The organism is Bradyrhizobium sp. MI1.3, from assembly GCF_055811695.1.
The window spans coordinates 1-12,067 of sequence record NZ_JBVVPQ010000121.1; the positions used below are offsets into that span (position 1 = coordinate 1).

Annotated in this window: 10 protein-coding genes and 1 tRNA gene; 5 read left to right on the forward strand and 6 right to left on the reverse strand. The window is 66.2% G+C overall.

The features are described from left to right. Positions 1–85 precede the first annotated feature (85 nt). The 4 genes from AC0L3A_RS38545 to AC0L3A_RS38560 all read right to left on the reverse strand — a co-directional run bounded on the left by AC0L3A_RS38545 (position 86) and on the right by AC0L3A_RS38560 (position 4,155). A tRNA-Thr gene (locus AC0L3A_RS38545) sits at positions 86–161 on the reverse strand. A 100-nt stretch (positions 162–261) separates the two neighbouring features. Next, on the reverse strand, positions 262–2,061 hold the full coding sequence (locus AC0L3A_RS38550) for a heme biosynthesis HemY N-terminal domain-containing protein (RefSeq protein WP_473256361.1): 1,800 nt from the start codon (positions 2,059–2,061) through the stop codon (positions 262–264). 36 nt (positions 2,062–2,097) lie between these two features. Beyond that, complete coding sequence (locus AC0L3A_RS38555) at positions 2,098–3,339, reverse strand: COG4223 family protein (RefSeq protein ID WP_007598690.1); 1,242 nt, start codon at positions 3,337–3,339, stop codon at positions 2,098–2,100. 69 nt (positions 3,340–3,408) lie between these two features. Then, positions 3,409–4,155 carry a uroporphyrinogen-III synthase gene (locus AC0L3A_RS38560; RefSeq protein WP_007598689.1) on the reverse strand — a complete coding sequence of 249 codons (747 nt, stop codon included), beginning with the start codon at positions 4,153–4,155 and terminating at the stop codon, positions 3,409–3,411. Between the two features lie 165 nt (positions 4,156–4,320). Here AC0L3A_RS38560 and tsaD point away from each other — a divergent pair, with 165 nt between their 5' ends. The 3 genes from tsaD to AC0L3A_RS38575 are packed head-to-tail and all read left to right on the forward strand — an operon-like array spanning position 4,321 to position 6,793. Continuing rightward, positions 4,321–5,394, forward strand: a complete 1,074-nt coding sequence (gene tsaD, locus AC0L3A_RS38565) for a tRNA (adenosine(37)-N6)-threonylcarbamoyltransferase complex transferase subunit TsaD (RefSeq protein ID WP_007598688.1) — start codon at positions 4,321–4,323, stop codon at positions 5,392–5,394. A 2-nt stretch (positions 5,395–5,396) separates the two neighbouring features. After that, positions 5,397–6,377: an NAD(P)H-dependent glycerol-3-phosphate dehydrogenase gene (locus AC0L3A_RS38570; protein ID WP_007598687.1), complete on the forward strand. Its 981-nt coding sequence runs from the start codon at positions 5,397–5,399 to the stop codon at positions 6,375–6,377. 2 nt (positions 6,378–6,379) lie between these two features. Continuing rightward, entirely contained in the window at positions 6,380–6,793 is a 414-nt protein-coding gene (locus AC0L3A_RS38575; RefSeq protein ID WP_007598686.1) for an EVE domain-containing protein, read from the forward strand. Positions 6,794–6,874: 81 nt separating this feature from the next. On the opposite strand, the gene AC0L3A_RS38580 is transcribed toward AC0L3A_RS38575, so the two are convergent. Continuing rightward, positions 6,875–7,969, reverse strand: coding sequence for an adenylate/guanylate cyclase domain-containing protein (locus tag AC0L3A_RS38580; protein WP_007598685.1), 1,095 nt, complete (start codon positions 7,967–7,969; stop codon positions 6,875–6,877). 101 nt (positions 7,970–8,070) lie between these two features. On the opposite strand from AC0L3A_RS38580, the gene AC0L3A_RS38585 reads away from it, so the two are divergent. Continuing rightward, positions 8,071–8,526, forward strand: a complete 456-nt coding sequence (locus AC0L3A_RS38585) for an SRPBCC family protein (protein ID WP_007598683.1) — start codon at positions 8,071–8,073, stop codon at positions 8,524–8,526. Positions 8,527–8,537: 11 nt separating this feature from the next. On the opposite strand, the gene AC0L3A_RS38590 is transcribed toward AC0L3A_RS38585, so the two are convergent. Next, on the reverse strand, positions 8,538–9,707 hold the full coding sequence (locus AC0L3A_RS38590) for a DNA topoisomerase IB (protein ID WP_219681865.1): 1,170 nt from the start codon (positions 9,705–9,707) through the stop codon (positions 8,538–8,540). A 400-nt stretch (positions 9,708–10,107) separates the two neighbouring features. Here AC0L3A_RS38590 and acs point away from each other — a divergent pair, with 400 nt between their 5' ends. Then, positions 10,108–12,054, forward strand: a complete 1,947-nt coding sequence (gene acs / locus AC0L3A_RS38595) for an acetate--CoA ligase (RefSeq protein ID WP_007598679.1) — start codon at positions 10,108–10,110, stop codon at positions 12,052–12,054. Positions 12,055–12,067: the final 13 nt, after the last annotated feature.

Here is a 12,067-nt window from a genome sequence, read left to right on the forward strand (position 1 = left end):
CTCGACAACCCGTTCGGCACGAGGTTGTCACCCATGTCTTAGGTACGACCTGTTACCTATGTCTCCGGTCTGGACACTGGGGCGCTGGTGCCGCAAGAGGGATTCGAACCCCCGACCCCGTCATTACGAATGACGTGCTCTACCAACTGAGCTATTGCGGCGAACCCTGCCGGGGCCCGCGCGAGGCCGGTCCCGATACGCGCGCTCCTGATATCGGGCGGGGCCCGAATTGGCAAGGTGGAGCCGGCTTCGAAATGCCGCTCAGCCGCCCCAGCGAGACCAGAATCCGCGCCAGCCGCCGGCCTGGGCCTTTGCTTGGTCCCTGGGCGTGCCGATTTGTTCCGTAAATTCATCGCTCGGGCCCTCGTCGTCGATCCCGGGATCATCCGGGGCGCGGACGATCGGGATGACGGCGGGAATAGGTGCTTGCGTGGGCTTGCCAAGGTCGGCGCGGGTCCGGAACACCGGCGTCGCGGCTACCGGCGATGATTCGGCGATCTCAGGGGCCGGTTTGACCGGCTCGGCTGGCGTGACGGCCGGCTCTCCCTTTGCCGCTTCGTTGGCAGTTTCCTCGGTGGTTTCCTTGGCGTCCTCCTTGGCTTCAAGAGGCGGCGAATTGTCCTGCGCAGCAGGCACCGGATCCGGCGCCATGACAGCCGGTTCCGCCGGGCTTTCGCTCGGGGCCGCCGTCACCCGCTTCGGCGGCGGAGCCGCCAGCATGGCTTCCTCGAAGGCTGAGGATTCGATCATCGCGCCCCTGTCGGAAGGAAGACTGGCGACCGGCGTTTGCCACTGGAACGCGTCGAGGCGACCGGTGACCGGGGAAACCGGACGCCAGCGATCGCTGACATAACCGTCCGCGGTCCAGGCTGGATCATGGCGGGCGCGCACCGCGCGCAAAGTCCAGGCGCGGGCCCGGCCGCCGTCACCATGCTCGGTGCGCTCGATCTCCGCCATCAGCAGCGCCACGCGCTGGGTCGGATCGTTGACGTAAGGCGCCAGCACCGCGCGCGCACGGGCGAACTCGGACGCATCGATCGCGGCGCGCGCGATCGCCAGCTGGCCCTCGACATAACCAGTCTTGTCGGCAGGAATCTTGGCGGCGAGCGTCTCGACCCGCTGCAAGCGCTGCCGCGCGGAATCGCCGAGCTTCACATGCGCATAGGCATCCGCGAGATCAGGATGCGGATTAGCGAGCCAGGCAGTTTCCACCAGCTTCATGGCGCGGCGCACCTGATGCGCCTCGCTTTCGAATTTTGCAGCGAGCACCGCGGCCGGAACCAGGGTCGGCGCGAGCTTGACCGCCTGCATCACGCTCTCGCGCGCGACGTCGCGGTCCATCGTTTCCAATTCCAGCGCGCGGGCGGCGAGCAGCACGCCGCGTTGGCGGCGATAGGCCTGCTTGTCAATCAGGCCCGCGGACAGATTCGAATCGAGGATCGCGAGCGCGCCGCTCCAGTCACCGCGCGCACAGCGGAAGCCGAGCACCGCCTGCGAGGCCCAAGTCGAGGACGGCGACAGCTTGATCGCTTCCTCGGCGATCATCACGGCGCCGACCGCATCGTCGGCGCGCTGCGCCTCGATGAACAGGCCGCGCAGACCGAGCAGGCGCGTGTCCTCGCGCTCGGCCATGGCACGGAAGACGCGCTGGGCCTCGTCGCGATTGCCCTCGAGCTGCGCGGATTGCGCATGCAGGAGAAGCGCGAGCGGATCGTTTGCGGCCAGCCGCCGCGCGGTATCGGCGTGGCGACGAGCAAGCGCGGTGTCGCCATGGCCGATCGCAAGCAGGCCGTGGGTGATGGCGTGGCGGCCGCGAGCATGGCGCTTTTCGTGACGACGGCGGCGCAGACGCCCCGGAGCGCGCCAGGCCATCGTCAGCAGGCTCCAGACCAGCACGACTGCCGCGGCAAAGAGGCCAAGCAAGAATACGAATCGGGGAAGCGTCGTTGTGGCGCGGAAGGCGCCCGCGGTCAGGACGAGGTCGCCAGGCTGATCGGCGACCCAGGCCGCGCCAGCCGCCGCCAGCGCGATCAGGACGAGGAAGAGGACGATGCGAAGCATGACGATCCCTATACGCGCTGATTGTTGCGCGAACCTTTATTGACCAGGCTTGACGAGATCCGCCATGGCGGCGTCGGCGAATTTGCGTGAGGCTGCGAGCGCGGCGTCACGGGCATCGGCCTTGTCGAGCCAGGCTTGCGCCGGTGCACGATCGGCCTCGGGCAGCGTCTTCAACTCGCGCCGTGCCTCGACGAAATCGTTGCGCAACGCAGCCGCCGTCACCCGCGCGACGATGGCGCCGCGATCGTTGCCGACCCCGTCGGTACGCTCGATGCGGACGAGTTTTGACGCCCCTGCCTGAAGGCGCTCGACGATGCCGGTGCCGCTGGCCGGAGCTTCCGCCGGCGGCGACAATTTTGGCACGATGTTGAGGAGCTCGCGACTCAATGCGACCGGCGTCGGAATGCCTGACGATGCAAAGGTGTCGAGCGGCTTCAGCATATCTGGCTTTGCTGCCAGCGACCGCGCGGCGGCGAGCTGCGACTCGAAGGCATCGCCGTGGCGAACGGCGACGTCGAGCAGGGCCGCCGCCACCACATGGCGCAGCGGCTTGTCGTCCATCGTTTTCGCGTCGGCGATCTTCTCGCTTTGCTGTGCGAGTTCCGCACGTTCGGTCTTGCTGGCACGTTCGAGCTGAGCGAGGCGGTCGTTGAGAGCGGCAAGATCGGGCGCGGCAGCGCGCGGCGCCGATGTCGCGTCGTTCAGGGCGCTCGCAGTCTTGTCGGATTGTGCGCGCAGATTGGCAATCTCGCTGCGCAGGCTCGTTGCGGATTTCTCCAGCGCATCGATCCGCGCCACCATGGCCGGATCGGCGGCAGGCTTGCCCGCCTTGGCTTCGACCGCGGCAATGCGTCCGCTTAGCGCGTCGACGGCTGCGCCCGTCACTTGCGGAGCAGCCGGCGGTGCCTGCACCGCGGGCCAGCCCAGTATCCAGCCGACCGCGATCACAATTGCGGCTGCGACAGCGCCGGAGAACGGCGCGATAACCCAAGGCGAAATCGACGGCGATACCGATGCGGACGCAACGGAAGACTCCTCCGCGGCAGGTTCGGGCTGCGGCTCGGCATTAGCTTCTTCGGACTTGGCTTCTTCAGACTTGTCCTCTTCGGACTTGGCCAGCTCATGCGCGGCCTGTTGGGTCGCTGCCTCAGGCTCGCCCGCCACCTCCTGCGGCTGGGTCGAGACTTCCGTCGCCTCGAGGTCGATGGTGGGCGGGATGCGCTTGGCGCGGCCGGACTCGGGAGCCAATCCTGCGTCTTCAGGCTTGTCGTCGGCCATCGTGACGGTTCCTCACACTTACCTGCCCTGAACGAACGGACCCGATTGCGTCGGATTCGGCCCGACCTCTTACGCCAAACGGGTGCGCAAAGCACGCTCCAAGGTGTCAAATAAGGCATTTTCGTCCGGCGTCGCCGCCACCAGAACCTGCGAGGCACCGGCCTCGCGCAGCACGCCGGCGACGGCCTCGGACAGGCAGCATTGCGGGATCGCCAGAGCCGAGATTTCGACGCCTTCGCCCCGCGCGGCCTCCAGGAAAGCCCGCGCACTGCGCCGGGAGTAGTGCAGCACCGCCCTGATCCCATGGGCGGCAAAGCCCTCACAGACATCGCGCGGCAACAGCTTGACCGGCGCCATGCGATAGGTCGTGTGCGTGACGACGTTGAAGCCTTCGGCGCTCAGCTCGCCTCCGAGGTCGCGCGACAGATCCGCGCCCGCGAGATAGAGCAACGTGCCCTTTTTCTTCAGCCGCTTGTCGCGCGCGCTCTGCATCACCTTGTCGCGCAGGGCAGTACCGTCGCCGCCGGCGACGATCACCTCGGCAAAGCCGGCATCGCGCGCGGCGGCGGCCGTGTGCTCGCCGACGGCAAACAGCGGCAGCTCCAGGAGACCAAGGTCCTGCAATCGCGGCGCGACGGCACGGATCGCATTGGCCGACGTGACGATGACGGCGCTGTAGCTCGTTTCACTCTCGGCATGGAAGGCGACCGGTTCGAACTTGAGCACCGGCGCGAGCAGCACCACATGACCCCGTGCACGCAGATTTTCCGACGTCGCCTCATTGTCGGGATGCGGCCGTGTGACAAGAATGGACATCGCTTGTGTTCCCGAACCACGTGGCGGTGGCGCTTTCACGAGGAACGGCCGCGCGTGACGATTGCGTTGGCCGACCCCGGAATGCTACCGGACGTACCAGAACTCTGCTTTGCGGATGAGCGCAAGGGGGGGTGAGAAGGGCGCAAATTGGATAACAATTCGCCAATGCTGGTACTGGGCATCGAAACCACCTGCGACGAGACCGCCGCGGCGGTGATCGAGCGTGCGCCTGACGGCGCAGGCAAGATCCTGTCGAATATCGTGTGGTCGCAGGTCGAGGAGCATGCCCGTTTCGGCGGCGTGGTACCGGAGATCGCGGCCCGCGCCCATGTCGACCTGCTCGACGGCATCATCGACCGCGCCATGCACGAGGCCGGCATCGACTTCGCCCAGCTCGACGGTGTCGCGGCCGCCGCGGGCCCAGGACTGATCGGTGGTGTCATCGTCGGGCTCACCACCGCGAAGGCGATCGCGATGGTGCACGCCACGCCGCTGGTCGCGGTGAACCATCTGGAGGCGCATGCGCTGACGCCGCGCCTGACCGACGCACTCGAATTTCCCTATTGCCTGTTTCTCGCCTCGGGCGGCCATACCCAGATCGTCGCCGTCACCGGCGTCGGCCAGTATGTGCGGCTCGGCACCACCGTCGACGATGCGATCGGCGAGGCCTTCGACAAGGTCGCGAAGATGCTGGGACTGCCCTATCCGGGCGGACCGCAGGTCGAGCGCGCGGCGAAGAGCGGCGATCCCGCGCGATTTGCGTTTCCGCGGCCGTTGCAGGGACGCCCCGACGCCAACTTCTCGCTATCGGGATTGAAGACGGCGGTGCGCAACGAAGCAAGCCGGTTGGCCGAGATCACACCGCAGGACGTCAACGATCTCTGCGCGAGCTTCCAGGCTGCCGTGCTCGATTCCACCGCCGACCGGTTGAGCGTAGGTCTCAAACTTTTCCGCGAGCAGTTCGGCGCACCGCGCGCGCTTGTGGCGGCCGGCGGCGTCGCCGCCAATCAGGCGATCCGCGACGCGCTGCATGACGTTGCGAGGAAAGCCGGAACACAATTGATCATGCCGCCGCCGGCGCTCTGCACCGACAATGGTGCAATGATCGCTTGGGCCGGCGCCGAACGTCTCGCACTCGGCATGACCGACACGATGGAAGCACAGCCTCGCGCGCGCTGGCTGCTCGATGCGAACGCGACGGCACCGGCCGGATACGGCAAGACGCGCGCGGGATTCTAGCAATGACAGCGTTCCAATCGATTGCGGTGATTGGAGCCGGCGCCTGGGGCACGGCGCTGGCGATGGTGGCGGCTCGGGCCGGACGGAACGTGACGCTGTGGGCGCGCAATCCCGAGCACGCGACGCGAATCGCATTGAGCCGCGACAATCCGCGGCTGCCGGGCGTGCGGCTTGCTCCGGATATCGTCGTGACGAGCGATCTGGCCCTCGCCGCGCAGGCGGACATGCTGCTGATCGCGGTGCCCGCGCAGCATCTGCGCGGTGCTGTCAACATGCTCGCCTTGCACCTGGAAAAGCCGGTGCCGATCATTGCCTGCGCCAAGGGCATCGAGCACGGCACCCATAAATTCATGACCGACGTGATCGCCGAGGCCGCGTCCCACGCGCAGCCGGCGATCCTGTCGGGCCCGAGCTTTGCCGACGATGTCGCGCGTGGTCTGCCGACCGCGGTCACGCTGGCGGCGAGGGACGAAGCGCTGGCCAACAGCCTGGTGCAGGCGCTGGGCTCGACGACCTTCCGGCCCTATCACTCCACCGATGTCCGCGGCGTCGAGATCGGCGGCGCCGCCAAGAACGTGCTGGCGATCGCGGTCGGCATCGCGGTCGGGCGCAAGCTCGGCGCTTCCGCCCAGGCCGCCCTCACCACCCGCGCCTTTGCCGAGCTGACACGCCTCGGCCGCGCGCTCGGCGCACGCAGCGAAACACTCACGGGCTTGTCTGGCCTCGGCGATCTGATCCTGACCTGCTCGAGCCCACAATCGCGCAATTTCGCGCTCGGCCTGGCGCTTGGCCGCGGCGATCAGCCGCCCGCCGGCAAGCTTGCCGAAGGCGAATTCACCGCGCCGGTCCTGATCGAGCTCGCGGCTTCGCAAAACATCGAAATGCCAGTATCGGAAGCCGTCGCATCGATCCTGACCGGCAGAAGCACGATCGACGCCGCGATCTCGGGGCTCATGACGCGACCTTTCAAGGCAGAGGAATGAACATGGCGTACTGGCTGGTGAAATCCGAACCATCGGTGTGGTCCTGGGACCAGCAGGTGGCGAAGGGCGCCAAGGGCGAGGCCTGGACCGGCGTGCGCAATTACACCGCGCGCCAGAACCTCGTCGCAATGAAAAAGGGCGACAAGGCGTTCTTCTATCATTCCAACGAGGGCAAGGAGATCGTCGGCATCGCGGAGATCGTCAAGGAAGCCTACCCCGATCCGACCGACAAGACCGAGAAATTCGTCTGCGTCGACATCAAGGCCGACAAGCCGTTGAAGATTCCGGTGACGATGGCGGCGATCAAGGCCGAGAAGAAGCTCGCCGACATGGCGCTGGTGAAATATTCGCGCCTCTCGGTGCAGCCGGTGACGGCCGAGGAATGGAAGCTCGTCTGCAAGATGGGTGGGATGTAGGCTTAGGCACTGTAGCCCGGATGAGCGAAGCGATATCCGGGACTACTGCTGCGATCCCGCATGTCGCTACGCTCATGCGGGCTACGATATCGGAGTTCGCGTCTCCGGCAGCGCAAACACCTCGCATGGCGCGGCAATGCCGCGCAGCGAATGTGATCCGAGCGCGATCAGAGGCATGTCCGTCTCGGCGGCGAGCGCGCCCGACGCCAGCACGGTTCTGCCGAGCGGCTTGCACAATCCTTCGAGCCGGCTGGCGAGATTGACGGCGGGGCCGATCGCCGTGAAATCGAGCCGGTTGGCGGCGCCGATATTACCCCACAGCATTTCGCCGAGATGCAGCGCCGCCCCGAACGCGAGTGGCGGCACACCTTGGGCACGGCGCTCCGCGTTGAGATACGCCATCCCGGCTTCGGCTGCGCTCGCGGCACGCAGAGCTGCATCGCACGCTTGGCGCGGTGACGCCCCGACCACCGGAAAGATCGCGAGCACGCCGTCGCCGATGAATTTCAGCACCTCGCCGCCGAAGGCGTGAACCGCGCCGGCGATGCGATCGAACCATGCATCGAGCGCCGCGATGACGTCGGGAGGCGGATTGGTTTCCGACAGGAGCGTGAAGTTGCGCAGATCGGCATAGAGCAGCGCGGCCTGTATAGTCTCGCCGAGATCGCGCCGCAGGGGTGCCGCCAGCACCCGCTCCGCGCTGCGCTTGCCGAGATAAGCATCCAACGTCGCGCGCAACGTGGCACGCGCGGCAAGCACCGCAAGGGGCGTCGCGGCGAAACGCGCGGCCTGGCGCAATTGCTCGGTCTCGTCTGCGGTGAACGGACGCGGCCCGATCCAGCCGAGCAACGGCCCGTCAGGCCGTCCGACCAAATGTTCGTGCACCTCACCGTCCGCGATGTCGCGCAGCCAGCGGCGGCCGGCATCGTTGGGCGGGTCGGGCGCGAGGCCGCCTGGTGCGAAGCCGAGCGCTTCGATCACCCGGCCGTTCTCCGCGCGCCACAACCAGGTCCGCTTCGCGATCAGCGGATGCGGCACCTCGAGCGTCAGGCTGCCTGCCGCAAGCGGCACGCCGTCGGCGACCAGATGTGCGCCGAGGTCCGCGAGCAGGCGGTCGGCCCCGGCGCTATCGGCGGCGGCGTCGACAAGCCAGGCGAGCGTCGGAGAGAGGTGCATGGCCCGATCATGACGATGCCAGGCCGTCTTTGTCACGGGCAATCCTTGACGGGCCGCTCGCGCGCCGCCATGTCCCAGTGTCAGCCCAGGGATGATCGCGGATGACCGAACCGTTCATAGTGCGACGCGAGACCCAGATTGCCGCCCCACGTGCCACCGTTTTCGCTTACCTGACCGACCCCGAGAAGATTTTGAGCTGGATGGGTTCCGACGCGACCACGGAGCCGCATCCCGGCGGGCTATATCTGCTCAAAGGCATCGGCCCTCGCGGTGGCGTCGCCCGCGGCGCGTTCCGCGAAGTCGTGCCGGTGCATCGTCTTGCCTACACGTTCGGATGGGAGGGCGGCCAGGAAGTGCCGCCCGGCTCGAGCCTGATCGAGATCGACCTGATCGAACGCGACGGCGGCACATTGCTGTGCATGACCCATAGCGGGCTGCCGACCGAGGAACAGGCTGCCGCCCACGCGACGGGATGGGCGCATTATCTGGGACGGCTCACGGCGGCAGCCGCGGGCGGCGATCCCGGTCCCGACAACGGCGTTTCCAACAAGGCGTAACGACGCCGAGGTCAGACCGCCGCGGTCGCCACCACCTGCTGTAAAAGCTGCTCGCGCCTGGCCTGCGAGCGCTGGCCCTTCATGGTCGCGGCGAAGCGTTCGAGGATGCCGTCTTCGAACGCGGTGACGATGGTGTCGTGAACATAGCTCTTGCGGCAGATCGCCGGCGTGTTGGAGAGCTGATCGGCGGCGCCGCGGATTGCCTCCAGCACCTGCTTCTTGCGGCCACGCTGGCTGGTCGCCGGCGTGATCCGCGACAGCGATTCCACCACAACCGCAGAGGCCATCAGCGTGCGGAAATCCTTCAGCGAGATCTTGATGCCGGCGATCTCGCGCAGAAACGCGTTCACCTGTGTGGTGCTGACCGCACGCACGATGCCGTAGGGATCGCGATACTGGAACATGCGCTTGCCGGGAACGCCCTGCAAAATGCCGATGGCGCGCACGAGCTTGGCGGCGTCGCACTCCTTGCGCACGGCCTTGCCGCCCTTCGCCTTGAAGGTCAGCACGAAGCTGTCGTCTTCCAGCGAGACGTTGGACTTCAGCAGCGTGGTGGCTCCGCGGGTGCCGTTGAGACGGGCATAGGATTCGTTGCCGGGGCGGATCGCGGTGCGCGCGATCAGTTCGATGACGGCCGAGAGCGCGAACTCGCGGGTCGGCTCGTCGCCCGACAGGAACGCCGAGACCTTGCGCCGGATCTTGGGCAGCGCGCCGACGAGTTTTTCAAGGCGATGCGCCTTGCGTTGCTCGCGGACCTTCTCCCAATCGGCGTGATAGCGATATTGCAGCCGGCCCGCGGCATCGCGTCCCACCGCCTGGAGATGCGTGCTTGGATCGGCCGAGTAGCGCACCTCGCGATAGGCCGGCGGCACCGCCATGGAATGCAGCCGCCGAATGGTGCGGGGATCGCGGATGTGGACGCCGTTGTGCCGCACGAAGGAATAGCCCTTGCCGCGCCTGATGCGGCGGATGGTCAGCTCGTTCTGGTCGCCGAGCCGCAGGCCCAGTTCCTTGGCGAGGGCCTCGACCGTCGCCGCAGGCGCCGCGTCGAACACTTTTTTTGGGCTGGGACGGCCGGAACCGGCCGGTTTCGGCCATTGTCCGAGGGCTTTGGCCAGCGCAATGGCTGCAGGATCGGCTGAAGCGGGCCGTATCGTCCCGAGATTCTGCTGATCCATCATAGTCTTATGCCTTAGCCCTGTCTGTTATCGGTCAATGCCGCTGTTCTGATTTTCGTTCCAAGGGGTCTCGTTGGACCCGGGTTGGCCATTTAGGGTGTTCCGAACCGCATTGCGAGTCCCGAATCAGTGAGAGACGGTTTCTAAATACCTCTGCTGGGTGCATGGCGCTCTGCGCGGGCCCATTCCGACGATCTGGATAAAGACCCGAAAGCCGCCCGTTGCCCTGTTTCAAAACTGCGACAGTCGCAAGAAGCGGCTTGATCCTCCGCATGGCAGGCTGCTCGCCGAAGGTCCAGCTTGTGCACCTTGTCGGGTCCGGTTAGCCCGACGCATAATCGGTTCAACGATCAAGTCGGCTCGCCAGTGGTCTGTGCTCGGCTTGCCGTATCTGGAGGGAAACATGTCCGAGAAGATCTACGACGTCCCCGCGGAATGGGCGAAGCGCGCCTGGGTCGACCAGGCCAAATACAAGGACATGTACGCCCGCTCGATCTCGGACCCGAACGGTTTCTGGGCGGAGCAGGCCAAGCGCATCGACTGGATGCACGCTCCGACCAAGATCGAGAACGTCTCCTTCGCGCCCGGCAACATCTCCATCAAATGGTTCGAGGACGGCGTTCTCAACGTCGCCCATAATTGCATCGACCGGCATCTCCACAGCCGCGCCAACCAGACCGCGATCATCTGGGAAGGCGACGATCCCTCACAATCCCGGCACATCACTTACAAGGAGCTGCACGACGAGGTCTGCCGGATGGCCAACATCCTGCGCACCCGGAACGTCAAGAAGGGCGACCGTGTCACCATCTACCTGCCGATGATTCCGGAGGCGGCCTACGCGATGCTGGCCTGCGCGCGGATCGGCGCGATTCACTCCGTGGTGTTCGCCGGCTTCTCGCCCGACAGCCTCGCCCAGCGCATCAACGACTGCCAGTCCAAGGTGATCATCACCGCGGATGAGGGCCTGCGCGGCGGCAAGAAGGTGCCGCTGAAGGCCAACGTCGACGCGGCGCTCGCCAAGGCAGACGGCGTCGACTGGGTGGTCGTGGTCAAGCGCACCGGCGGCGCGGTCGAAATGAATCCCTCGCGCGACCTCTGGTACCACGACGCCGCCAAGATGGTGACGACGGAATGCCCGGTCGAGCACATGCACGCCGAGGATCCGCTGTTCATCCTCTACACCTCGGGCTCGACAGGCCAGCCCAAGGGCGTGCTGCACACCTCCGCGGGCTATCTCGTGTTCGCCGCGATGACGCATCAATACGTCTTCGACTATCACGACGGCGATATCTACTGGTGCACCGCGGACGTCGGCTGGGTCACCGGCCACAGCTACATTCTGTACGGACCGCTCGCCAACGGGGCGACCACGCTGATGTTCGAAGGCGTGCCGAATTACCCGGATAATTCGCGATTCTGGAACGTCATCGACAAGCACAAGGTCAACATCTTCTACACCGCGCCAACCGCGATCCGCGCGCTGATGCAGAGCGGCGACGCGCCCGTGAAGAAGACCTCGCGCGCCAGCCTGCGCCTGCTCGGCTCGGTCGGCGAGCCGATCAATCCGGAAGCCTGGGAGTGGTATCACCGCGTCGTCGGCGACAACCGCTGCCCGATCGTCGATACCTGGTGGCAGACCGAGACCGGCGGCATTTTGATCACGCCGCTGCCCGGCGCCACGAAGCTCAAGCCGGGCTCGGCGACGCAGCCATTCTTCGGCGTGATGCCCGAGATCGTCGATGCCGACGGCAACGTGCTGGACGGCGAGACATCAGGCAATCTGTGCCTGACGCGGTCATGGCCGGGCCAGATGCGCACGGTCTATGGCGACCACGCCCGCTTCGAGCAGACTTATTTCTCGACCTACAAGGGCAAGTATTTCACCGGCGACGGCTGCCGACGCGATGCCGACGGTTATTACTGGATCACCGGCCGCGTCGACGACGTCATCAACGTCTCCGGCCACCGCATGGGTACCGCCGAAGTCGAAAGCGCACTGGTCGCGCATGAGAAGGTGTCGGAGGCCGCCGTGGTCGGCTTCCCGCATGACATCAAGGGCCAGGGCATCTACGCCTATGTGACCCTGATGGCCGGCATCGAGCCGACCGAGGATCTGCGCAAGGAGCTCGTCACCTGGGTGCGCAAGGAGATCGGCCCGATCGCTTCGCCCGACCAGATTCAGTTTGCACCGGGTCTGCCAAAAACGCGCTCCGGCAAGATCATGCGCCGCATCCTGCGCAAGATCGCCGAGGACGAGCCGGGCAGCCTGGGCGACACCTCGACCCTGGCCGATCCCGGCGTGGTCGACGACCTCGTCAAGAACCGGCAGAACAAGAAGTCGGCGTAAAGGCGGTCTCGTG

Coding starts and splice junctions, on each gene's coding strand:
- AC0L3A_RS38580 (WP_007598685.1), bottom strand. CDS start 7,969: ATGCACCTCTCTCCGACGCTCGCCTGGCTTGTCGACGCCGCCGCCGAT.
- acs (WP_007598679.1), top strand. CDS start 10,108: ATGTCCGAGAAGATCTACGACGTCCCCGCGGAATGGGCGAAGCGCGCC.
- AC0L3A_RS38555 (WP_007598690.1), bottom strand. CDS start 3,339: ATGGCCGACGACAAGCCTGAAGACGCAGGATTGGCTCCCGAGTCCGGC.
- tsaD (WP_007598688.1), top strand. CDS start 4,321: ATGCTGGTACTGGGCATCGAAACCACCTGCGACGAGACCGCCGCGGCG.
- AC0L3A_RS38550 (WP_473256361.1), bottom strand. CDS start 2,061: ATGCTTCGCATCGTCCTCTTCCTCGTCCTGATCGCGCTGGCGGCGGCT.
- AC0L3A_RS38570 (WP_007598687.1), top strand. CDS start 5,397: ATGACAGCGTTCCAATCGATTGCGGTGATTGGAGCCGGCGCCTGGGGC.
- AC0L3A_RS38590 (WP_219681865.1), bottom strand. CDS start 9,707: ATGATGGATCAGCAGAATCTCGGGACGATACGGCCCGCTTCAGCCGAT.
- AC0L3A_RS38585 (WP_007598683.1), top strand. CDS start 8,071: ATGACCGAACCGTTCATAGTGCGACGCGAGACCCAGATTGCCGCCCCA.
- AC0L3A_RS38575 (WP_007598686.1), top strand. CDS start 6,380: ATGGCGTACTGGCTGGTGAAATCCGAACCATCGGTGTGGTCCTGGGAC.
- AC0L3A_RS38560 (WP_007598689.1), bottom strand. CDS start 4,155: ATGTCCATTCTTGTCACACGGCCGCATCCCGACAATGAGGCGACGTCG.